General features: G+C 67.1%; 23 protein-coding genes and 1 riboswitch. Of the genes, 1 reads left to right on the top strand and 22 read right to left on the bottom strand.

What is annotated here, in order from left to right:
- Nucleotides 1-38 precede the first annotated feature (38 nt).
- The 11 genes from AAFM92_00470 to AAFM92_00420 form a co-directional block, all read right to left on the bottom strand.
- Nucleotides 39-539, bottom strand: a complete 501-nt coding sequence (locus tag AAFM92_00470) for a helix-turn-helix transcriptional regulator (GenBank protein MEL7298831.1) — start codon at nt 537-539, stop codon at nt 39-41.
- A 73-nt stretch (nt 540-612) separates the two neighbouring features.
- Nucleotides 613-1,119 carry a PepSY domain-containing protein gene (locus AAFM92_00465; protein MEL7298830.1) on the bottom strand — a complete coding sequence of 169 codons (507 nt, stop codon included), beginning with the start codon at nt 1,117-1,119 and terminating at the stop codon, nt 613-615.
- Nucleotides 1,120-1,197: 78 nt separating this feature from the next.
- Nucleotides 1,198-1,590, bottom strand: a complete 393-nt coding sequence (locus AAFM92_00460; GenBank protein ID MEL7298829.1) for a hypothetical protein — start codon at nt 1,588-1,590, stop codon at nt 1,198-1,200.
- A gap of 181 nt (nt 1,591-1,771) precedes the next feature.
- Entirely contained in the window at nt 1,772-3,019 is a 1,248-nt protein-coding gene (trpB, locus tag AAFM92_00455; protein ID MEL7298828.1) for a tryptophan synthase subunit beta, read from the bottom strand.
- A 320-nt stretch (nt 3,020-3,339) separates the two neighbouring features.
- Nucleotides 3,340-3,570 carry an N-(5'-phosphoribosyl)anthranilate isomerase gene (locus AAFM92_00450; GenBank protein MEL7298827.1) on the bottom strand — a complete coding sequence of 77 codons (231 nt, stop codon included), beginning with the start codon at nt 3,568-3,570 and terminating at the stop codon, nt 3,340-3,342.
- 23 nt (nt 3,571-3,593) lie between these two features.
- On the bottom strand, nt 3,594-4,235 hold the full coding sequence (locus tag AAFM92_00445) for a phosphoribosylanthranilate isomerase (GenBank protein ID MEL7298826.1): 642 nt from the start codon (nt 4,233-4,235) through the stop codon (nt 3,594-3,596).
- Nucleotides 4,236-4,245: 10 nt separating this feature from the next.
- Entirely contained in the window at nt 4,246-4,605 is a 360-nt protein-coding gene (locus AAFM92_00440) for a LapA family protein (protein MEL7298825.1), read from the bottom strand.
- Nucleotides 4,606-4,887 carry an integration host factor subunit beta gene (ihfB, locus tag AAFM92_00435; GenBank protein MEL7298824.1) on the bottom strand — a complete coding sequence of 94 codons (282 nt, stop codon included), beginning with the start codon at nt 4,885-4,887 and terminating at the stop codon, nt 4,606-4,608. It lies immediately after the preceding gene.
- 278 nt (nt 4,888-5,165) lie between these two features.
- Entirely contained in the window at nt 5,166-6,842 is a 1,677-nt protein-coding gene (gene rpsA, locus AAFM92_00430) for a 30S ribosomal protein S1 (GenBank protein ID MEL7298823.1), read from the bottom strand.
- A 395-nt stretch (nt 6,843-7,237) separates the two neighbouring features.
- A complete protein-coding gene (locus AAFM92_00425; GenBank protein ID MEL7298822.1) occupies nt 7,238-8,461 on the bottom strand; it encodes a DUF2130 domain-containing protein in 1,224 nt (407 codons plus the stop codon).
- Nucleotides 8,462-8,581: 120 nt separating this feature from the next.
- Entirely contained in the window at nt 8,582-9,568 is a 987-nt protein-coding gene (locus AAFM92_00420) for an aldo/keto reductase (GenBank protein MEL7298821.1), read from the bottom strand.
- A gap of 92 nt (nt 9,569-9,660) precedes the next feature.
- Between AAFM92_00420 and AAFM92_00415 the strand changes: the two genes are divergently transcribed.
- The gene (locus AAFM92_00415) at nt 9,661-11,070 is read left to right on the top strand and encodes a hypothetical protein (GenBank protein MEL7298820.1); all 1,410 of its coding nucleotides are present in this window, start codon (nt 9,661-9,663) and stop codon (nt 11,068-11,070) included.
- A gap of 79 nt (nt 11,071-11,149) precedes the next feature.
- Here AAFM92_00415 and AAFM92_00410 read toward each other — a convergent pair whose 3' ends face one another.
- The 11 genes from AAFM92_00410 to AAFM92_00360 form a co-directional block, all read right to left on the bottom strand.
- On the bottom strand, nt 11,150-11,770 hold the full coding sequence (locus AAFM92_00410) for a (d)CMP kinase (GenBank protein ID MEL7298819.1): 621 nt from the start codon (nt 11,768-11,770) through the stop codon (nt 11,150-11,152).
- Nucleotides 11,767-13,113: a 3-phosphoshikimate 1-carboxyvinyltransferase gene (gene aroA / locus AAFM92_00405; GenBank protein MEL7298818.1), complete on the bottom strand. Its 1,347-nt coding sequence runs from the start codon at nt 13,111-13,113 to the stop codon at nt 11,767-11,769. The genes AAFM92_00410 and aroA overlap by 4 nt, the downstream gene beginning before the upstream one ends.
- Nucleotides 13,114-13,304: 191 nt before the next feature.
- The gene (locus AAFM92_00400; protein MEL7298817.1) at nt 13,305-14,015 is read right to left on the bottom strand and encodes a tRNA (guanine(46)-N(7))-methyltransferase TrmB; all 711 of its coding nucleotides are present in this window, start codon (nt 14,013-14,015) and stop codon (nt 13,305-13,307) included.
- Nucleotides 14,016-14,060: 45 nt separating this feature from the next.
- The gene (gene metK / locus AAFM92_00395) at nt 14,061-15,242 is read right to left on the bottom strand and encodes a methionine adenosyltransferase (GenBank protein ID MEL7298816.1); all 1,182 of its coding nucleotides are present in this window, start codon (nt 15,240-15,242) and stop codon (nt 14,061-14,063) included.
- A gap of 6 nt (nt 15,243-15,248) precedes the next feature.
- Nucleotides 15,249-15,298: riboswitch (SAM-SAH riboswitch) on the bottom strand.
- A 34-nt stretch (nt 15,299-15,332) separates the two neighbouring features.
- Nucleotides 15,333-16,877 carry an apolipoprotein N-acyltransferase gene (gene lnt / locus AAFM92_00390; protein ID MEL7298815.1) on the bottom strand — a complete coding sequence of 515 codons (1,545 nt, stop codon included), beginning with the start codon at nt 16,875-16,877 and terminating at the stop codon, nt 15,333-15,335.
- Nucleotides 16,852-17,832 (bottom strand): hemolysin family protein, encoded by a 981-nt coding sequence (locus AAFM92_00385; protein MEL7298814.1) that lies wholly within the window; start codon nt 17,830-17,832, stop codon nt 16,852-16,854. The genes lnt and AAFM92_00385 overlap by 26 nt, the downstream gene beginning before the upstream one ends.
- Nucleotides 17,833-17,852: 20 nt before the next feature.
- The gene (gene ybeY, locus AAFM92_00380; protein ID MEL7298813.1) at nt 17,853-18,332 is read right to left on the bottom strand and encodes an rRNA maturation RNase YbeY; all 480 of its coding nucleotides are present in this window, start codon (nt 18,330-18,332) and stop codon (nt 17,853-17,855) included.
- 33 nt (nt 18,333-18,365) lie between these two features.
- Nucleotides 18,366-19,115: a TauD/TfdA family dioxygenase gene (locus tag AAFM92_00375; protein MEL7298812.1), complete on the bottom strand. Its 750-nt coding sequence runs from the start codon at nt 19,113-19,115 to the stop codon at nt 18,366-18,368.
- 186 nt (nt 19,116-19,301) lie between these two features.
- Nucleotides 19,302-20,318, bottom strand: a complete 1,017-nt coding sequence (locus tag AAFM92_00370) for a PhoH family protein (protein ID MEL7298811.1) — start codon at nt 20,316-20,318, stop codon at nt 19,302-19,304.
- A gap of 160 nt (nt 20,319-20,478) precedes the next feature.
- Nucleotides 20,479-20,841, bottom strand: coding sequence for a hypothetical protein (locus AAFM92_00365; GenBank protein MEL7298810.1), 363 nt, complete (start codon nt 20,839-20,841; stop codon nt 20,479-20,481).
- A gap of 18 nt (nt 20,842-20,859) precedes the next feature.
- Nucleotides 20,860-21,435 carry an OmpA family protein gene (locus AAFM92_00360; GenBank protein ID MEL7298809.1) on the bottom strand — a complete coding sequence of 192 codons (576 nt, stop codon included), beginning with the start codon at nt 21,433-21,435 and terminating at the stop codon, nt 20,860-20,862.
- Nucleotides 21,436-21,562 lie beyond the last annotated feature (127 nt).

The following is a 21,562-nucleotide window of genomic DNA, read 5'->3' as shown; positions in this document are numbered from 1 at the left end:
TCCTCCCACGGCCAGGTTGGAGCGCCGATGGGCGAAGGTCAGCCGCCGCCGCGCGCCCCTGTCAGGAGCCCGTCATCCATGAGATCCTCGAGGAAAAGCGAGACGAGCTGGGTGCGGTTCGCGGCGCCGCTCTTTCGGTAGATCGCAGCGGTCTGGGCCTTCACAGTGCCCGCGGACGTCCCGCGCAGAGATGCGATTTCTGCCGTGGGACACCCCTTGATCACGAAGAGCGCCACGTCCCTCTCCGCAGGCGTCAATTGCCATTCGTCAAAGCGCTCGTCGAGGAGCTCGTGGAACGCGCCCGAGGCCGCGCGCAGCGCATCCTCCGCCGCCTTTTGCCGCCGCTGCCCAAGCATGAAGAGCCGCCCCGTCACGGCGATGCCGACAAGGAGCCCGACAGCGGCGCCGATCTCCACCAGCTCATGGATGTGCCAGGGCAGTTGCGGGATACCCAGGAGGGCCGAGAAGATGTCGGACAGGAAAAAGCCCGCGCAGACCGTCTCGAAGACAAGAAGTAGGATCAGCCCGTTCCTGCTCATCTCGCGCCCTGTCGCATGGCTAGCCTGTCGCGGACGCTGCCATCAGGCGGTCGCGCGCGAGGGGACATCGTGATCAGTCACCGTCATCATCATCGCCGTCGTCGCCGTCGTCGTCATCATCATCGTCGTCGCCGTCGTCATCATCGTCGTCGTCGCCATCATCATCATCGCCCGCGTCGTCATTATCGTCGTCGCGGGCACCTTCCCCGCCGGTGCCGCTGCCTGATCCGGAGCCGCCGCCGGAGGTGCTGCCGCCCGGATCGCCTTCGTTATCGTCGTCGTCATCGTCGTCGCTTAACGGGACGCGCCGCGAGACCTGGCCCGCGGCATCCGTGAGACGGTCGAAGAGGATCGCGCCCGTCGTGGGATGGACCACGATCTCCCGGCGCCGTGTCGCGTCGCTGGCGACAAAACGCAGACGGCCGAGGAGCGTGCGGCTGACCTCGATGGTCTCATAGCCCGCTGCGCCCAGCTGCCGGACGACCTGATCCTGAATGCTTTCCTGCGCCGATGCGGGGCTGTGCCCTCCGAAGAGGGTGAGTGCCAGCGCCAGCGTGAGTGCGATCGAGAACCTCTGCATGGCCCCTTCTTTCCACGAAACGGCCCCGCCCGGAATGGGCGAGGCCTTGGCTGCCGTCACAGTAGGACGCGCCGCGGCTCAGTCGTCGTCATCGTCATCACCGTCATCATCGACATCATCATCATCATCATCATCGTCGTCATCGTCGTCGTCATCGTCGTCATCATCATCGTCGTCGTCGTCGTCGTCGTCGTCGTCGTCGTCGTCGTCGAGATCATCGAAATCGTCGTCGTCATCATCGTCATCGTCGCGCAGCTCGGCCAGCGTCAGTGTCTGGTCGCCGTCATCATCATCCTCGCCAAGGAGGATCGCGGCGCCTGCCTCGCCAAAGGCCGCCACGAGCTCTTCGATGCTGAGTGTGCTGTCGCCGTTCGCATCGACATCCTGGAAGCGGAGGCTTTGCGCGAAGGAAGGGGCAGTGGAGAGGGCGATGAGGGCGGTGCTGGCCGCGAGAATGGAACGGATCTTCATGGGGTGTCCTTTCGGTGTCTGTGCCGGACGGCGCCCGGCCTGTGCAGACAAGGCTGGCGGATCGAACCAAGGTGGGCCATCCGCCGGAAGATTAGACGGCGCAGCGTCCCCAAACGTAAACCGGGAGGCAGAGTAACCTCTGCCCCCCGGCTGATACGTATAAACCCGAGATATAGGGCGCTCAGTCGAAGCTGCGCCCTTCGGTGTCGGACATATCGAAACCGAGCGCCTTGGCGACGGTGAAGATGTCCTTGTCGCCCCGCCCGCACATGTTCATGCAGATGATGTGGTCGGCCGGGAGCTTGGGCGCGATCTTCTCCACGTGGGCGAGCGCGTGGGAGGGCTCGAGCGCGGGGATGATACCTTCCGTCTCGCAGCAAAGCTGGAAGGCCGCGAGCGCCTCGCGGTCGGTGATGGAGACGTATTGCGCGCGACCGATATCGTGAAGCCAGCTGTGCTCGGGCCCGATGCCCGGGTAATCGAGACCCGCCGAGATCGAGTAGCCCTCGAGGATCTGGCCGTCATCGTCCTGCAGAAGATAGGTGCGGTTCCCGTGGAGGACGCCGGGGCGTCCGCCGGTGAGCGAGGCGCAATGCTCCATGTCGTCGTTGACGCCCTTGCCGCCCGCTTCCACGCCGATGATCGACACGTCTTTCTCGTCGAGGAAGGGGTAGAAGAGGCCCATGGCGTTGGACCCGCCGCCAATGGCGGCGATGAGCGTGTCCGGCAGACGGCCCTCGGCGGCCATCATCTGCTCCCGGGTTTCCTTACCGATGATGGATTGGAAATCCCTCACCATGGCCGGATAGGGGTGCGGGCCGGCGACTGTGCCGATGCAGTAGAACGTGTCCCGGACATTGGTGACCCAGTCGCGCAGGGCGTCGTTCATCGCGTCCTTCAGCGTGCCGCGCCCTGACGTGACAGGCACGACCTCGGCCCCCAGGAGCCGCATGCGAAAGACATTGGGTGCCTGCCGCTCGACGTCATGGGCGCCCATGTAGACCACGCATTTCAGACCGAACTTCGCGCAGACCGTCGCCGTGGCCACGCCGTGCTGGCCCGCGCCGGTCTCCGCGATGATGCGGGACTTGCCCATCCGGCGCGCGAGAATGATCTGGCCCAGCACGTTGTTGATCTTGTGCGCGCCGGTGTGATTGAGCTCGTCGCGCTTCATGTAGATCTTGGCACCGCCCAGCCGCTCTGTCAGGCGTTCGGCGAAATAAAGCGGGCTCGGGCGGCCCACGTAATGCGTCCAGAGATCGTTCATCTCGTCCCAGAAGGACTGATCGGTCTTCGCCTTCTCGTACTCAGCCTCGAGATCGAGGATGAGCGGCATGAGCGTCTCGGAAACGAAGCGGCCGCCAAAGGCGCCGAAGCGGCCCTGCTCATCGGGGCCGGTCATGAACGAATTGATGAGATCTTCGGGCATGGGGAGTCCTCGGTTGCGGAGCCCCGGTGATACCGTCGCGCCAGGAGGAGGAAAAGGCTTTTGCCAAAAGCCTTGCCAAAATCCTTGCGAAGGATTTTGGGCTCGGGGCGGGACACCGTGCCTCCATGCAGGCACCGATACCCGTGTAAACATTTGCGCCTTGGTTCTCGTGTCGAGAGCCTCGCCCAAGCCTCTGTAAATGGAATTGGACGCCGGGCGGTCTCAGCTTTCACACAGTCACAACCGATACTGAGCCGGCCAGGGGGAATCACAAAACTCTTCCCAAGAGTTTTGCCAAATTCCTTCGCAAGGAATTTGCGCTAGACGAACCGCTGGATGCGCTGCCTATTGCAGAAGACGATGACCTGATCCCCATTTCGCACCGCCGAATAACCGCGCCGCGCGACTTCCCGTTTGAAGGTGTCGATGCCCACGTATTTGTCGATGTCCACGAGGCTGCGTCGGACAACACGCCCCTCTTGGGCGGCTTTGGAGGCAAAGATGTTGGCGAGCCACTTGTCCGGGGCCAGGGGCGAGGCAGGCTGAAACATACCTTACCCTCTCACGGCGATGGTTAATCCCTTCTTAAAGCCGCCGCGAACTCCTGCATCAGCCGCGCATCCTTCACGCCAGGCGCGGTCTCGACTCCGGAGGCCAGATCCACCACCGGCGCGCCCGTCAGGCGCACCGCGTCGGCCACGTTCTCCACCGTAAGCCCGCCCGCGAGCATCCACGGCACGGGCCAGCGCATCCCTGAGATCAGCGCCCAATCGAAGGGCACGCCGTTCCCGCCGGGCAGCGTCGCACCCGCGGGCGGTTTCGCGTCCACGAGCAGGCGATCCGCCACGGCGCCATAGGTCTCGATCTTTTCGAGGTCGCTCGCATCCGCCACGCTCACGGCCTTCATCACCGGCAGGCCGAAGCGCGTGCGGATCGCGCGGACCCGAGCGAGGCTTTCGCGACCGTGAAGTTGAAGCATGTCGGGCGCCGCCTCTCCGACGATCCGCGTGAGAGCCCCGTCATCGGCATCCACCACCAGCGCCACCGTGGACACGCCCGCGGGCACCGCCGCGCGCAGTGCCTCCGCCGCTCCTGGCGGCACGGAGCGCGGGGAAGGCGCGTAGAAATTCAGCCCGATATAGCGCGCACCGGCAGCCACTGCCGCGGACACGTCCTCAGGGCGGGTGAACCCGCAAAACTTGATCTCGGCTGTCACGGATGCGCCCTCAGGCGTCGTCGAGGAGCGCGAGGACGTCGTCCTTGCCCTCGTTCTTTTCGCCTTTGAGACGCTTCACCTCGCGTTTGAGCGTCACGTTCTCGCGGTGCTCGGTGCGCATCGCCACGCGATGCTTGTGCTCGCGCGCCCATTCCCAGACGTAGCCGATGATCACCCCCACCGCGATCGCCGCGAAGATCACGAGAAAGAGCGGCAGATCCACTGATAGCTCCAGGATGCCGAGCCCGGGCACTGCCGAGAGCCAGTCTGGCGCCGCGTTCAGCGTCACCGAACCGCGGTTGGCCAGAGCCACCACAACGAGCACGAGCGCGATGGCAACAAGGACGAGATAGCGAAGATAGCGAAACATTCAGGCCCCGTTCAGACGGTCACGCAACAGCTTGCCCGTCTTAAAGAACGGCACGTGCTTTTCTTCAACCGCAACCGACTCCCCCGTGCGCGGATTGCGGCCGGTGCGTGCGTCGCGCCGCTTGACCGAGAACGCGCCGAAGCCGCGCAGCTCCACCCGGTCGCCCCGGGCCATGGCATCGATGATCTCGTCGAATATCGTGGAGACGAGGCGTTCCACGTCGCGCTGGTAAAGGTGAGGGTTTTCATCCGCGATCTTCTGGATCAGTTCCGATCGGATCATGGTGTCCCCCTCTGGTGGTCTTAGGCAGCGGCCGTCTGTCGCGGCCCATTCCGGTCACTCTGGCACAAAGCGCGGCTTTCGAAAATACGCCGCTGGGCCGACAGGCGGATTTCACGCCGCGAAAAGACGCTTTTACAGGCGCTTAGACGGCCGTGTGCCAGTCTGCCGGGCGCGAGCCCCGATCAGCGCGGGCCGTGGGCCTGTCCGATTCGGGCCCGCGCGCATGCAAAAGCCCCGCGGTTTCCCGCGGGGCTCTCCACTGTTCAAAGGGTCGGAGATCAGTCGTCCTGCTTGAGCGCAGCACCGAGGATGTCGCCGAGGGACGCGCCGGAATCAGACGATCCGTACTGCTCCACGGCTTCCTTCTCTTCCGCGATCTCGCGAGCCTTGATCGAGAGACCGAGACGGCGGGTCTTGGCGTCGATATTGGTGACGCGCACATCCACCTTGTCGCCCACGCCGAAGCGCTCGGGGCGCTGCTCGGCACGGTCGCGGCTGAGGTCGGAGCGCCGGATGAAGGACTTCTGCCCCTCGTAGGTCACCTCGATCCCGCCATCCTCGATGGAGGTCACTTCCACCGTGATGATCGAGCCGCGCTTCACGCCACCCACGGCATCCTGGAACGGGTCACCGCCCAGCGCCTTGATGGAGAGCGAGATGCGCTCCTTCTCGGTGTCGACTTCCGACACGACCGCCTGCACGACGTCGCCCTTGCGGTAGTCGCCGATGACATCCTCGCCCCGGCCTTCCCAGGTAAGGTCGGAGAGGTGCACCATGCCGTCGATGTCGCCCTCAAGGCCCACGAAGAGGCCGAACTCGGTGATGTTCTTCACCTCGCCCTCGACCTGCGTGCCCACCGGGAACTGCTCTTCGAACACCTCCCACGGGTTGCGCTGGGTCTGTTTGAGCCCGAGCGAGACGCGGCGCTTCTGGCCGTCGATCTCGAGGACCATTACTTCGACCTCTTGCGACGTCGACACGATCTTGCCCGGATGGACGTTCTTTTTCGTCCAGGACATTTCGGAGACGTGCACGAGACCCTCGACGCCCGCCTCGAGCTCCACGAAGGCACCGTAGTCGGTGATGTTCGTGACGCGGCCCTTGTGGACCGAGGACAGCGGGTACTTCACGGCCACGAGATCCCACGGATCTTCCTGCAGCTGCTTCATGCCGAGCGAGATGCGGTGCGTCTCCTTGTTGATCTTGATGACCTGGACCTTCACGGTCTCGCCGATCGACAGGATCTCGGAGGGATGGTTCACACGGCGCCAGGCCATGTCAGTCACGTGCAAGAGACCGTCCACACCGCCGAGATCGACGAAGGCGCCGTATTCGGTGATGTTCTTGACGACACCCTCGACATTGTCGCCCTCGGCCAGCTTACCGATGACCTCTGCGCGCTGCTCGGCGCGGCTCTCTTCGAGGATCGCGCGGCGGGAGACGACGATGTTGCCGCGGCGGCGATCCATCTTGAGGATCTGGAAGGGCTGCTTGAGGCCCATGAGCGGGCCCGCGTCACGCACGGGGCGGACGTCGACCTGGGAGCCGGGCAGGAAGGCCACGGCACCGCCGAGATCGACAGTGAAGCCGCCCTTCACGCGTCCGAAGATCGCGCCTTCGACACGCTCCTCGGCGGCATAGGCCTTTTCGAGGCGGTCCCAGGCTTCCTCGCGGCGGGCCATCTCGCGGGAGATGACGGCTTCGCCACGGGCGTTCTCGGCGGCGCGGAGATAGACCTCCACCTCGTCGCCGACATCGACCTTGGGCGCTTCACCGGGTTCTGCGAATTCCTTGAGCTCGACGCGGCCTTCCATCTTGTAGCCCACGTCGATGATGGCCTGGCCCGCTTCGATGGCGATGACCTTGCCCTTGACCACCGAGCCTTCGGTCGGCGTGTCGATTTCGAGGCTTTCGTTCAGGAGGGCCTCGAACTCCTCCATGGATGCGTTTGCCATGCGGCGCGTGTGTCCTATTCGTTTGGTTTTCACTGGCCGAGCGGTTGGGTCCGCCGGTCTATGGTGGGTCTTGGCAGAACGACGGGACCAAATAAGAAAGGGTCGGAAGACCGACCCTGCTCTAGGTTATTGGTCCGCGGCTGTCCCGCCGCTTTTGACGGGAGCGCTATAGGCCGTGGATCAGCGGCTGGCAAGCCCTTGCGTGGGTTTGTGCGAGAGCCTGCGGCGCAGACCAAAATCCTTTCAAAGGATTTTGCGAAGACTTTTCGAAAAGTCTTGGGCGCAGGCGGCCAAGGGCGTCGCGCCAGGGCCGTCGTTCCGAAGGGGGCCACCGGCGAAAAATTCCTTCGAAGGAATTTGAAAGGCTTTTCGAAAAGCCTTCGCGCGCGTGGCCGTCAGTCCTCCCCCGGCCCGGGCAGCTCGAGCGCGTCGATCCCCGGGAGGGAGGCACCGGCGATGCCCTGGATATCTCCGTACATGCCCGCAGTGGCGTCCATCATCCGCATGATCTGCTGGTCGCGCGCCGCCCAGTGCTTCATCATCGCGCGCCGCTCCTGGTCGAGGGTACGCCGCATGGCGTCGTAGGTCTCGGCCAGCGCCTCCACCCGCTGCCGAAAGCCCGTGCCGGTCAGGTAGTCGTAGAGAAGCTCCGTCTTCTCCGCCTGCCCCTCCTTGCGGCGCTCCGCCTGGGCGGTGGCCACGAGCCCCTGCCGCAGGACCGAGGCGAGAGCCACGGCGTAGCGTGGCAGCGTCACCCAGACGCCCTCGTGCTCGCCGAACGTCTCCACGCCCTCGGGCAGCACCATGCTGACGAGCACAGCCGCTTCCGCGCCTTCCCGGCGTTGATCGTCCTTCAACTTCGCCGGCCAGTCCTTCGACCAGTTCTGTGCGCGCTTCGTCTCCCAGATGATCGCGCCCGCGCCGGGCACCGTCTGCAGACAATCCGCCCCGCGCATGCCTTTTCCCACGGGTGTGATCCGGTCCATCGGGAAGGCCTGGCCAAGCCGAGTTTCCAGCTCAACCTCGAGCGCCTCGCCCTGGAGTTGCTGTGAGCCTTTCTCTGATTTCTGCTTCAACACCTCGATCTGGCGCTTGAGCGTTTCCATCTGCTCGTCCTTCTGGCGCAGGACGAGCGCCGCTTCCTCGTCCCGTCCCGCCTGGGCTTCGGCAAGTTGCGCTGTGATCTGATGGCGGAGCCGCTCTTCCTGCGCCTTGCGCTCCGCGGCCACCTGCCGCTGCGCCTCGAGCTCGATTTCTGCGGCGCGCTCCTCAAGCGCGCGCTCCTTGGCAAGCGCGGCCTTCTCGGCCTCCCGTGCCGTAGCGAGCCGCGCATCGGCCACATCGGCGCGCGCCTTCTGCGCGGCGAGCGCCTCGGCGGCCTCTTGCAGCTTGGCCTCCTGCTCGGCCTGCATCCGCGCGAGCGCCTCGGCCTGCTCGGCGCGCGCTGCCTCCCGCGCACCGGCCTCGAGCGCCGCCTTCTGGCGGGCGAGATCGGCGGCATGGGCGCGCTTGAGATCCGCCAGAAGCGGCCCTGCGAGCGACTCGGTCAGCTCGATCTCATGGGCGCAGTTGGGGCAAGTGACAACGGGCTCGATGCGGGAGGGGGACGTGTCGGGCATGGCGCATATTGCCATGGCCGCGCCTGGCTGCAACCGGCGGCTGCCCAGGGTGCCGCGCGGCAGCGGCACTCCAAGGACGCGGTTACGTGCCCTCGCCGTTCTGGCTACAAGCGCGTCGGATCAGCAATAATTCTCAGGCCCGGCCCATTGCGCATCGGAATAGCGATCCCCGTGGGCCCAGCCCGGCGGCAAGAGCCGCGCCACCTCCTCCATCGCCGCCGCCGGGATGCGCTCGGCGGAGAGGTACTCTGCAAAACGAGCCGCGCTCCGCGTGCCAGGGATCGCCACGATGTGGCTGGCCTGGTCATAGACCCAGCGCAACGCCAGCGCCGCTGTGGGCACATCGAGACTTCGCGCAAGCTCCCTCAGGGGCTCGGTGGCCGCGAGATTGGCGCTGAGGTTGGGTTCCACGAAGCGCGGGTTTGCCGACATCCACGGCTGGTCCGCGTACTTCCCCGCATCCGGCGGCAAGTCCGTCAGCATCCCCCGCCCCACGGGCGAGAAGGCCACGAGCGTCGTCCCCAGCTCCTCGCAGGCCTGGAGGAGCCCGAGCTCCGGCTGCCGGGTCTGGAGCGAATATTCCGATTGGACCGCGGCCACGGGGGCCACCGCAGCGGCGCGCCGCAAGCTGGCGGGCGAGATCTCGGAGAACCCGAACGCGCGCGTCTTGCCCTTTTCCACGAGACGCGCCAGCGCGGAGGTCACCGCCTCGATGGGGATGCTCTGGTCGCGGCGATGGATGTAGAACAGGTCGACATGGTCGACCCCGAGCCGCTTCAGCGACCCGTCGAGCTCCGCCTCGAGATAGGCCGCGTCGTTGTTGAAGTTGCCCGCGGCGGCCCCGATGCCCCGCGCGATGCCGGCCTTCGTGGCGATGAAGAGCCCGTCACGCCCCCCGCGCGAGGCGAGCCAGGAGCCGATGGCGCTCTCGCTCTTGCCCGCGCCATAGACATTAGCGGTGTCGATATGGGTGACGCCCGCGTCGCGCGCCGCATCGAGGACGGCGTGGCTCTCGGCCTCGTCCGTCGCCCCGTAGAAGTCGCAGAACGACATGCCGCCCACGCCGAGGACGCTCACCTCGCGCCCGCCGATTGTCCGCATCTCCATGCCTGTCACTCCTCATGCCTTGTCACCGAACCGTCACATTGCGCGCCTAGGCACGGCTGCGGTCCGCACCCAGTCGAAGAGGAAGACACCACATGCACCGCATCCTGACAATGCATCTGACGGGCCGCCCGTCCGCGCATCTGCCACGCCATCTGTCCGCGAGCGTCTCGGCCCTGGCGCTGGCCGCCTCCGTCGCCTCCGCGGGTGGCCATGCCATGGACGCGGCCGACCTGCAGGCTGCGCTCGACGCGGGCGGCACCGTCATCGTCACGGGGCCCGTGGCAAGCGATACCACGCTCACCTATTCCGGCACCGACCCGCTCACCATCGTGGGCGGCGGGAACACGATCACCATGTCCGCCAATGCCGACATCCTCGCCATCACGGAGGGGGCGGACGTCACCATTACGGGTCTCGCACTCGTTGGCCCCGGCGGCTTCTCCATCGAGAACCGCGGCGACATGGACGGCCCCGCGGGCAAGGGCCTCTTCGTGCGCGTTCCCGAGGACGCCACGGGCACCGTCTCCGTCTCGCTCACGGATGTGAGCGTCGCGGGCGTCGCCAATCACGGCATCCACGTCTCTGATTGCAGCCTCGCGGATGCCTGCGGCGGGGGCGGCGGCGGCGCGGGCGAAGGCTCGGCGGCCTCGATCTCTTTGGCCATCGCGGGCGTCACCGTGGATGCCGCGGGCACCGGCGCCTTCGACGCCGACGGCCTGCGCGTGGACGAACGCGGCGCGGGCTCGATCCTCTTCACCGCGGCGAACTCCACATTCACCAATGTGGGCGCCGACGGCATCGAGCTCGACGAGGGCCAGGAGGGCGATGTCATCGTGACCGCCGTGGGCCTCAACGCTGTCACGAACGGCAATTACTGCGACCCGGCCATCCTCAACACCTTCCTCCCCGACCCGGCGGAAGGCGAATTCGAGGCGGGCGCCTTCGCCGAGGCCGATGTGCCCCCGGCGGTGACGGGCTCCCCCGACGACACCTGCATCGAGCGCGAAGTTGACCTCCACGACGACGGCTCCGTGGAGGAATTCGCCTTCGGCCTCGACCTCGATGACGGCTTCGACATCGACGAGGCGGGCCCGGGTTCGATCCACGCGGCCTTCATCCTAGGCGACATCACCGGCAACCTCGACGAGGGCCTAGACTTCGACGAGGAAGACGCGGGCGACATCCGGCTCTATGTCAACGCGCTCAGCGCCGACGGCAACACCGACGACGCCATCAAGTTCACCGAGGAAGGCCCGGGCGACGGCATCGTGGAGATCGTGGCCAGCCGCGTCACTGGCAATGGCGGGCCTGGTCTGGTCTTCGAGGAGGCCGATGAGGGCGATCTCATCGCCTCGGTCACGGATGTGGACGCGCAGGGCAACGACGACGGCGAAACCGGCGTGGAAGCCGTGCAGGAGGATGACGGCGCGGGCTTCCTCACCGTGCGGGGCACGGTCGCCGACGGCTTCGACCTCGAGGGCGTGGAGCTCATGGAGAACTGACCGGGCGCGCATGCACCGCGCCTCTGATCCGTAGGGTGCGCATCGCGCACCGATCGCACGAAAAACGGGGGGCCGGGCGTCAGCCCGGCACACCTCCCGCGGCGCGCACAGCGTCGATGGCCGCCGCCACGGCCTCTTCTCGGCTCATGAGGGAGGTATCGAGGAGGATCGCGCCCTCGGCCGCTACCATGGGTGCGTCCGCGCGGCCGCGGTCGCGGGCATCACGCTCGGCCACATCGGCGGCGACCTCCGAGAGATCCGCCTCGAAGCCGCGCTCGACGAGTTCTGCGTAGCGCCGCTCGGCCCGCGCCTCCACGGAGGCCGTCACGAAGAACTTCACCGCCGCATCCGGGCAGATGACGGTGCCGATGTCGCGCCCATCGAGGACGGCGCCGCCCGCTCGCGCGGCAAAAGCCCGCTGGAAGTCTAGGAGGGCCGCGCGCACTTCGGGGATCACGGCGACCTTGGAGGCGGCTTGGGCCACGTCCGCGTTCCGGAGCCTGCCCTCATCGGCCACGTCCTCCGCCGTGAGCGCCTGCGCAGCCGGGATGGGTGCCTCGCCCGCGAGCATGCGCGCGCCCACCGCGCGGTAAAGGAGCCCGGTATCGAGATGGGCCAGCCCGAATTCCGCGGCCACCGCCCGCGCGATCGTGCCTTTCCCGGCCGCCGCGGGCCCATCGATGGCCACGCAGAAGCTCATCCGGCGTCCCGCGTGATCTCGGCCCCGAGCGCGGCCATGAGCGGCTCGAAGATCGGGAAGGAGGTGGCGATGGGCTGTCCGTCATCGATGGAGACCGGCGCCTCCGAGGCCATCCCAAGGATAAGGAAGGACATGGCGATCCGGTGATCGAGATGGGTGGCGGCCTCCGCGCCGCCCGCCGCGCGGCCCGTGCCGAGGACGGTCATGGTGTCGGCGGTGTCTTCCACCTCCACCCCATTTGCGCGGAGGCCGGCGACCATGGCCGCAATTCGGTCGCTCTCCTTCACGCGAAGCTCGCCCACGCCCTCGAAATGGCTGCGCCCGTGGGCATAGGCCGCGACGACGGAGAGGATCGGAAATTCATCTATCATGGAGGCCGCGCGATGGGCGGGCACGGTGATGCCCTTCATGTCGGGCGAGTGCCGGGCGCGCAGGTCGGCCACGGGCTCGCCCCCCTCCTCGCGCAGGTTCTCGTAGGTGAGATCCGCGCCCATCTCCTTCAGCGTCGTGTAGAGCCCTGCGCGCGTCGGATTGAGCCCGATGCCGGGCACGAGCACATCCGAGCCCGGCACGATGAGCGCGGCGCAGACGGGAAAGGCCGCCGAAGACGGATCCCGTGGGACGACGATCTCCTGAGGCTGAAGCTCGGGCTGGCCCGTAAGGGTGATCACGCGGCCTTCGTTCGTTTCCTCCACGGTGATCTCCGCGCCGAACCCGGCGAGCATCCGCTCGGTATGATCCCGCGTGGCCTCCCGCTCCCGCACGACCGTCTGGCCCGGGGCGCCGAGCCCGGCGAGGAGGACGGCGGACTTCACCTGCGCCGAGGGCACCGGCACGGCGTAATCCACCGGCAGTGGCTCCGCCGCGCCCACTATGGTGAGCGGCAGCCGCCCGCCCGAGCGGCCATGGGACGCGGCCCCGAAGAGTGCGAGCGGGTCCGTCACCCGCCCCATGGGGCGCTTCGTGAGCGAGGCGTCACCGGTGAAGGTGGCGGTGATGGGAGACGTCGCCATGGCTCCCATGATAAGACGCACGCCGGTGCCGGAATTGCCGCAATCGATGACCCGGTCCGGCTCCGCAAAGCCATTAACGCCCACGCCGTGGACGGACCAGCGCCCGCCGCCGTGGTTCGTGACCTCAGCGCCGAAGGCCTCCATGGCGCGGGCGGTGTCGAGGACGTCATCGCCCTCGAGGAGCCCTTCGATCCGCGTCTCGCCCACCGCGAGCGCGCCCAGGATCAGCGCCCGGTGAGAGATCGACTTGTCGCCGGGGACCTGCGCCTCGCCCTTGAGCGGCCCCGCCGCGCGCGCTGTCATCGGTATCGCCTTGCCGTGCCCGGACATGCCTGCCTCCGTCTTGCCCGCGCCGCTCCTACCGCCGGTGCCCGGCGGCGTCCATCACAACCTTGGGGGCAGCCCCCAAACTCAAGGAGATGTTTGGGAGAGACACAGCGGGGACGCGGCCTCTACCTTCAAAGGAAGTGCAGCCCCCTTACCGGAAGCCTTCCTCGCGGCTGCGAAGGGAGGCACCCGCCCTACCCGGCCCGCGTGAAGCTCAGGTAATGGGGCACCCGGCCCTCGCGGATGGCCTTCGCCTCGTAGCGTGTACGGTGCCAATCGTCCCAGGGCGAGCGCCAGTCGGCAGCGCAGTCCGCGGTCCAGTCAAAGCCCGCGCGGGGCACCTCTTCGAGGGTCTGGCGCACGTAATCGGGGATGTCGGTGGCCACGCGGAACGCCGCGCCAGGCTTTAGGGCCTGTGCGAGCGGCTCGAGATGCTCGGCCGTCACAAAGCGCCGCCGATGATGGCGCGTTTTCGGCCAGGGATCCGGGTAGAGCAGGAAAGCCTTCGAAAGGCTCGCCTCCGGCAGCACATCGAAGAGATCACGGGCATCGCCGGGATGGACCCAGACGTTCTGAAGCCCCTCCCGCCGGATCTTGCCGAGGAGCATGGCCACCCCGTTGACGAAGGGCTCGCAGCCGATGAAGGCCACGTCCGGATGGACGGCCGCCTGCGCCGCGAGATGCTCACCGCCCCCGAAGCCCACTTCCAGCCAGAGCGCGCGCCCGTCGAAGCGCGCGAGATCAAGCGGCGCGCGCCCGGGATTGTCGGACCACGACACACCCGGCAGCGCGCAGCGCGGCAGGAGCTCGGCCAGGTCGCGTTCCTGTGCGGGCTTGAGCGTCTTGCCCTTGGTGCGCCCGTAGAAGTTGCGCCACGGGGCCTTCGGGTGCTTCCGGTCGGTCATGCGCGTCCCGTCCCGGACGTGATCCGGGACCTCCTGTCATGAGGCTCAGACGGCCTTCTGTAGCGCGTCCGCGAGATCCGTGCGCTCCCAGGAGAACCCGCCATCGTCCTCCGGCGCGCGCCCGAAATGCCCATAGGCTGCTGTGCGCTGGTAGATCGGCCTGTTGAGGCCAAGATGGGTTCGGATGCCGCGCGGGGTGAGGTCCATGACCTTCGCGACCGCGCGCTCGATGGCGACCTCGTCAGCCTCGCCCGTGTCGTGGGTGTTCACGTAGATCGAGAGCGGCTTCGAGACGCCGATCGCGTAGGAGAGCTGCAAGGTGCAGCGCTCGGCGAGGCCCGCGGCCACCACGTTCTTGGCGAGGTAGCGCGCCGCGTAGGCGGCGGAGCGGTCCACCTTGGTTGGGTCCTTGCCGGAAAACGCGCCGCCGCCATGGGGGGCCGCGCCGCCATAGGTATCGACGATGATCTTGCGGCCCGTAAGGCCCGCGTCGCCATCGGGGCCGCCGATGACGAAGGTGCCGGTGGGGTTCACCCACCATTCCGTCTTGTCCGAGAGCCAGTCAGAGGGGAGCACCTCGCGAATGTAGGGCTCCACGATGGCGCGGATGTCATCGGAGCTCTGACGCTCGTCTGCGTGCTGGGTGGAGAGGACGACGGAGGTCACTTCCACTGGCATGCCGTCCTCGTAACGCACCGAAAGCTGGCTTTTGGCGTCGGGCCGCAGGAGCGGCTCGGCACCGGATTTCCGCACCTCCGCCAGGCGCTTCAGTATCTGGTGGGCATAGTGGATCGGCGCGGGCATGAGCTCGGGCGTCTCCTTGCAGGCATAGCCGAACATGATCCCCTGGTCGCCCGCGCCCTCGTCCTTGTTGCCGGAGGCGTTCACGCCCTGCGCGATATGGGCCGATTGCTCGTGCAGGAAGTTCATCACGCGGCAGGTATTCCAGTGGAACTGGTCCTGCTCGTAGCCGATGTCGCGGATGCAATCGCGCGCGATCTCGGTGATCGAGCCCATGTATTTCTTGAGCTGCTCGGCATCCGAGAGCCCCACCTCGCCGCCGATGACGACCATACCCGTGGTGGCGAAGGTCTCGCACGCCACGCGCGCCTCGGGCTCCTCGGCCAAAAAGGCGTCGAGCACGGCGTCGGAGATCCGGTCGCAGACCTTGTCGGGGTGACCCTCCGATACGGATTCGGAGGTGAAGATATAGTCTTGGCGGGCCATGGGGGGTGCTCCATTGAAAGTGTCGCCGTCACGCCAGGAAGCCGTTGTGACGGTCGTGAAGCGCACCGCTACGCGCGCCCGGTGGGGGCGTCAATCCTGAAAGCGGCCCGAGCGCAGGTGACGTGCGAGCATGTGGCTGAGCAGCGCAAGGACCGCGAGGGCCGCGAAGGGCACCTCGCCCAGCCGGGCATAAAGCGTGGGCGGCAGCGCGGCGGGCAGCGCCGCGTCCGCGTGCCCCGAGCGCCCGAGCGGGAGGTAGGCCACCAGCCTTCCACGCGCATCGATAATGGCCGAAATCCCGGTATTGGCCGACCGCGCCACCGGCAAACCCTGCTCGATGGCCCGCGCCTGGGATTGCATGAGATGCTGCGCCGGCCCCCCGAGCTGGCCGAACCAGGCATCGTTGGTGACGACGGCGATGAGGCGCGGCCGGTCCACGCCGCGGCCCACCTCGTGCGCAAAGATGCTTTCGTAGCAGATGAGCGGCTGCACCGGCCCGATGCCGGTGACGTCGAGCACCTTGGGCCCTGCGCCCGCCGCAAAGCCAAAGCCCTCGTTGGCGGCGAGCCCGTAGATCCCCACGCGCGAAAAGAGCCAGCCCAGGGGCATGTACTCGCCGAAGGGGACGAGGTGATGCTTTTCGTAGACGCCGCGCAGGTTGCCTCCGGCCCCGACATGGGCGAGCGCATTCCAAGCCTGGCCGTCGCGCCAGCTCTGGGCGCCGATGAAGATCTCTGCGCCCCGCCCGCGCTGGGCGGCCTCGGTGAAGGTGATCCCGCCCTCCTGCAGCCAAGTCGTCAGCGCCACCTCGGGCCAGATCACGAGATCGGCATGGGGCCGCGCGGCCGTGGCGCGCATCTTGCGCTCGAGAAAGAGCGGCCGCATGTCCTCGCGCCATTTCAGCTGTTGCGCGGCATTGGGTTGGACGGTGCGGATAAGCGGCGCATCGCCCGCGGCGGCAGGCGCCTCGAGCGGCGGCAGGAAGACGGCGAGACCGAGGCCGAGCGCGAGCGCCAGCCCCATGAGCCGCCGTGCCGCAACGCGGGGCAGCGCGGCGCGCGCCCCGGCTGCCCGCACCCCCTCCACGAGCCCGAGTAGCGCCAGTGCCACGGCGAGCGTGAGACCATGGGGCCCGAGCCAGGCCGCCCCCTGGTAGAGCACGACATCGACGAATGCGGTGACATGCATGCCCCAGGGAAAGCCCCCGAAGAGGTGAGCGCGCGCGAGCTCTGCTCCTGCAAAGGCCAAAACGAAGACGAGCCCGCTCCGCCGCCACGCAGCCAGCGCCGCCGCCGCGCCCCAGAAAAGCGCCAGACCACCGGCCATCAGAAACAGCGCAAAGGGCGCCATCCAGCCGTGGCGTGCCACGTCCACGAGGAAGGGCTCCACGATCCAGTGGAGCGTCAGCGCGAAATAGCCCGCCCCGTAGCCCCAGCCCGCGATGGCCGCGCGGCGCAGAGAAAGCTCCCAGGGCCTGAGCCAGAGAAACGCGCCGAGCGAGATGAGGGTGAGCGGGAGCATCCCCGCCGGCGGATGCCCCAGGGCTCCGATCGCGCCCACGGCGGCGAAAAAGACCGCCAGCACCGTGGGCCGAAGACTGGCGAGCGTGTCACTCCGCAGCCGCGCGACGTCCATCGGGTGCCGTGTGGGTGTGGGGATCGGAGGAGGCGGCCGTCATTTGCGCACCGAAGCGCACGCGCAGCCGCTTTATGCGGCGCGGATCAGCATCGACCACCTCGAATTCGGGGCCCGACGGGTGCGGCACGACCTCGCCCCGCGCAGGAATCCGGCCCGAGAGCATGAAGACGAGGCCACCGAGCGTGTCGATCTCCTCCTCGTCGATGTCGTCATGCTCGGTGAGCGCGAGGCCGTGGGCCTCCTCGAAATCACTGAGCGGCGTCTTGGCATCCGCGAGCACGACGCCGGGCTTCTCCTCGGTCCAGAAGTTGCCCTCCTCGATGTCGTGCTCGTCCTCGATTTCGCCAATCACCTGTTCGATGAGATCCTCGATCGTCACGAGCCCGTCGACACCGCCATATTCGTCGATGACCAGCGCCATGTGGATGCGCTCGGTCTGCATCTTGGTGAGCAACACGCCGATGGGCATGGACGGGGGCACGAAAAGAAGCTCGCGAACCATGCAGCGCAGGTCGAACGCGTCGCCCGTGCCGTTGAAGCCGTGCAGCAACGCGAAATCCTTAAGATGGGCAAAGCCCAGCGGCGTGTCGAGCGTCCCCTCGTAGACCGGGAGCCGCGTCATCCCGCTCTCGCGGAAGACATCGACGAGCTCTTCCATGGTCACGCTGTCGGGTACCGCCACGATATCGGCCTTGGGAATGAGCACGTCTTCCACGCGCAAGCGGCGCAAGTTGACCATGCCCGGCGCGCCGACGACGGCCACTGCCGGGGCCTCGTTCCCCTCGCTCGGGCTCAGGGCCTGCACGAGGCGGCCGAAAAACCCGGGCTCCGCCTGCGCTTCGCTGTCCTTGCTGTCGTCATCCGGAGCGGTCCGTGCCGCCCCGTTCTCTCCTTCGCCCGTGGCGTGCGCGCGACGCGCCGCGTCAGACGATCCTTCCGATGTTTCGGCCATGGCCTCCAGCCTGGTTCAAATCACTGCGTCAAATATGGGTCAGGGTATCCGAGATTGCCAAGAATTTCCACTTCGAGCCCCTCCATCAGCGCGGCATCTGCCTCCGTTTCGTGGTCATAGCCCAAAAGATGGAGCATTCCGTGCACGATGAGATGGGTGACATGCGCCGCGAAGGGCTTGCCCTGTGCCTCGGCCTCGCGTGCGCAGGTCTCGTAGGCGAGCGCGATATCGCCAAGCTCGCGGGTCTCTGGCACGCGCGGCGTGCCGCCCGGCTGCGCCGCGCCCCGCTCCTCGGTGGGCCAGCTCAGCACGTTCGTCGGTGCGTGCTTGCCGCGGAACTGGGCGTTCAGCTCCGCCACCCGCGCATCATCTGCTGCGAGCAGCGCCACATCGCCCACGAGGCCGACGCCGTTGAACACCGCCTCCACGGCGCGCTGGGCCAGCGGCTCCAGATCGCCCCAGCGCGCGTCTTCGACGATGATATCGATCTCGCAATCCATGGCCCCGCGCCCTGCCGGGGCGCAGCGCGCGCGTCAAGCGGCTTCGGGCACCTCGCCCTCCACCATCCCGCGATGGAGGGTGCGCGTGCCGTCCACTGCGCGGTGATCGCCCTTGTGGAGCGTGATCCGGTTGTCCCAGAAAAGAAGATCGCCCGCCTGCCAATGATGCGTGGCAACCGGCAGCGAGAGCGCCTCCTCGTAGAGATCATGGACGAGCGTGGTGACGTCACGGCCCGCCGCATCTTCGGCCTCCACCATCCGCTCCGGCACGGTGAGAAAGAAGCCCGCGCGCCCGGTCTCGGGCTGGCGGCGCACCAGCGGGTGCCACGCCTCGGTCTCCGCGCCGTCTGGCACATCGAGGCCCGAAACACGGTGCAGCACGCGGACACCGCGCAGCGCATCCTTGTCTGCATCCGGGAGCCCGTCCCAGAGCGTGCGCGTATCCACGATGACCGTCCCGCCCCCCGCGCGTGGCACCTCCACCACGCGGAGCGCGGTGAAGAGCGGCGGGCGCCGGAAATAGGTGCTGTCGGAATGAAAGCGCGAGCGCGGCGGCGTCGCGCGCCCGGCATTCGTGACGATGTTGAGCGCCGCGTGGCCCGGCACCGCCGTCTCGCCATCGGTGAACATGAGCGGGCCGAAGCGCTCGAGAAGCGCGACGAAGGCCGCGTCGTCGAGCCCGGCACCGCGCACGCAGCAAGCGCCGGATTCCGCCGCCGCGCGGCGGATATCGACCGGGTCGAGTGTCGTCTCGGGAAGCGTCCAGGCGGTGGCATCGAACATCGGCGGTACTCCTCAATTACGCTGGGTCACCAAGCTAGGTGGGCGACCCCCGGCGGCCAGACCGCGCGGCACGATGCACGCGTAAGGACCGCCAGGCCGCGCGCCATGCGCGGATCGCGCGCGACCGCTGCCGCCGGGATATGCGGCGCTTTCCGTGTTCGGATTAAGAGGGTGAGAGCAGCGCGCTCAGCCCGTGGGGTCATCAGCGTCGTAGGCCTCGATGATTGCCGCCACGAGCGGATGGCGCACCACGTCCTTCGAGCTGAAATAGTTGAAGCTGATCTTCGGGATGCCCTTCAGGAGCCTCTCGGCATCGCGCAGGCCACTCATGACACCGCGGGGCAGGTCCACCTGGCTCCGGTCCCCGGTGATGACCATCCGCGAGCCCTCGCCCAAGCGCGTGAGAAACATCTTCATCTGCATGGAGGTGGCGTTCTGCGCCTCGTCGAGGACCACGAAGGCGCGCGCCAGCGTGCGCCCGCGCATGAAGGCCAAGGGCGCGATTTCAATGGTCTTTTCGGCCTTGAGCTTCTCGATCTGCTTGCCGGGCAGGAAGTCATGTAGCGCGTCGTAGAGCGGCTGCATGTAGGGGTCGACCTTCTCGTCCTGCGTGCCGGGCAGGAAGCCCAGCTTCTCGCCCGCCTCCACGGCGGGGCGCGAGAGGATGATCTTGTCCACGTGGCCCTGGATGAACATGTTCACGCCCACGGCCACGGCGAGGTAGGTCTTGCCCGTGCCCGCCGGGCCGATCCCGAAGGCAAGCTCGTGGTTGAACAGGCTTTTGACATAGGCCTTCTGCGCCTCGGTGCGGGGCTCGACGAGCTTCTTGCGGGTCTTGATCTCCACCCGCGCGCCCGGGAGCAGGTCCATCTGGTCCCCGTCCCGCGTGCCCGTCCCCTCCGCCGACGTCCCCATGCGCAGCTCGCGGTCGATATCGGCGGGCTCCACCTCGCGGCCCTGCTCGAGGCGGGCATAGAGCGCTTCAAGCACCTCGGCCGCGGCAGTCCGCGTGGCCTCGTCGCCCAGAAGGACGAGCTGGTTTCCGCGCCGCACGATCTGCAACCCGAGCTTGGCTTCGAGCTCCGTGAGGTTGCGGTCATACTCGCCGCAGAGATCGATCAGAAGGAAATTGTCCGGGAACTCGAGGCGGGTCTCCCCGATCGCATCGGGGTCGATCACCGGGGTGTCGGGGCTAAAGGCCAATCAGATCTCCGCTCATGAATCGGTCATTTCTCGAAAGGTATCTAGCGCAGCGTGCCAACCGAGCGAGCCCGGCGCAAGGCGCGCGGGGCCCGGAACGAAAAACGCCGCACGGTCACCCGCGCGGCGCTCGGCATTCGGGCAGATGCCCAAGTCAGCCAAATCAGTTGGCGTTCGCCAGGTCAGGCACGTTGGTCCCCGCTTTGAAGGGGCCTGTGGCGATGGTCTCGGCACCGTGACCGCCGCAGACGGGCTTGCCATAGGGATCGACGCGCTGGGAGAGATAGCCCTCCACACCGTCGTCGATGATCCAGTGCTCACAACCGTTCGGGTCGATCCAGATGCCCGCCACGAGCTGTGTGAGGTCCTTGGCGTCGCGCCCGCGATCAACCGTCTTATCGGCCGTGCGCGCGTCGGCGAAGTTGCCGAGGCCGCCAGCGGCGATGAAACCATCACCCCCACCCTCGGCACAGGCGGCCAGGAGACCCATGGCGCCCAGCGCCGCGATTGCTCTCATGCTTTTCATATCCCCAGGTCCTTCTCGTTAGCGCAGGCAGATGACTTCGACGCGGCTGTTCTCATGGGAGGACTTGTGCACCTTGGGGTGCCGCCCGCCATGGCCATCCACGCCCACGATGCGCTGCCCGGCCGACTGGCCGATCGACGCCACCATCTGGGCACGACCGGTCGACAATCTGACGTTTCGTCTGTCGTTGCCGGTGATGTTGGTATGACCGATGATCTTGTAGGCGGCGGAGTCGTCCTTGGCGAAGAAGTCCATGACTTGCTGCTTGGCTGAGCGCGACATCCAGACACCGTGCGGCTCGAACGCGTTGCCGGGGATCGTGGCGCAGATGGACGACTTCCGGCAGGTGGGCCTGCCCTGGCGGTCCACCTTCAGGGACATGAAGCCTTCCCAGCCGTCATCCATGACCCAGTGCTCGCATCCATCCGGGTCAATCCAGATGGTGGGGATGTACCGTTCCCCGGTGACCACGCGTTTCTGATCGTTGTGCACGTGGTCGAAGGGCTCCCCGGTCGTCTGATGCGCGCTCGCGCCACTCGCCCCGAGGGCCACCGCCAACGCGGCGGCGCCCACTGCCTGTATTACTGCCTTCACCCTGGCCTCCATGATCTGCTCGATGACCCAAGGTCTTGGCGCTGTGTTTTTGTGTCTATCGCCAAGACCGCCACATAATATGGCTTAGACTAACAAATCTGCGATATATTGGAAGCTTTATTCGCTA

The organism is Pseudomonadota bacterium, assembly GCA_038533575.1.
Lineage (GTDB): Bacteria > Pseudomonadota > Alphaproteobacteria > Rhodobacterales > Rhodobacteraceae > Shimia_B.
This window is presented reverse-complemented; position numbering and strand designations above follow the sequence as displayed.